This is a genomic window from Pseudomonas sp. KB_15 (assembly GCF_052114525.1).
GTDB lineage: Bacteria > Pseudomonadota > Gammaproteobacteria > Pseudomonadales > Pseudomonadaceae > Aquipseudomonas.
Genome location: NZ_JBFREX010000389.1, coordinates 1 through 353 on the forward strand (window position 1 = coordinate 1; position 353 = coordinate 353).

Here is a 353-nt window from a genome sequence, read left to right on the forward strand (position 1 = left end):
CGCTGAACGGCGAGGGCCTGCAACACGAGGACGGCCATTCGCACGTGTTCCACGCCGTGATCCCGAACTGCATCTCGTATGACCCGACGTTCCAGTACGAACTGGCCGTGATCATGCAGGACGGCATGCGCCGCATGTACGCCGAACAGGAAGACGTCTATTACTACCTGACGGTGATGAACGAGAACTACGAGCACCCGGAAATGCCGGCTGGCGTGGAACGCGACATCGTCCAGGGCATGTACCAGTTCCGCAAGGGCGTGGAGAACAGCAACGCGCCGCGCGTGCAGTTGCTGGGTTCGGGCACGATCTTCCGCGAGGTGATCGCCGCCGCCGAGCTGCTCAAGAAGGAC

The 353-nt window shown here is 62.0% G+C and carries 1 pseudogene; it reads left to right on the forward strand.

From position 1 onward, the window contains the following. Positions 1-353 (forward strand): annotated as a pseudogene (gene aceE, locus AB4Z35_RS31425) (pyruvate dehydrogenase (acetyl-transferring), homodimeric type); the annotation flags it as partial.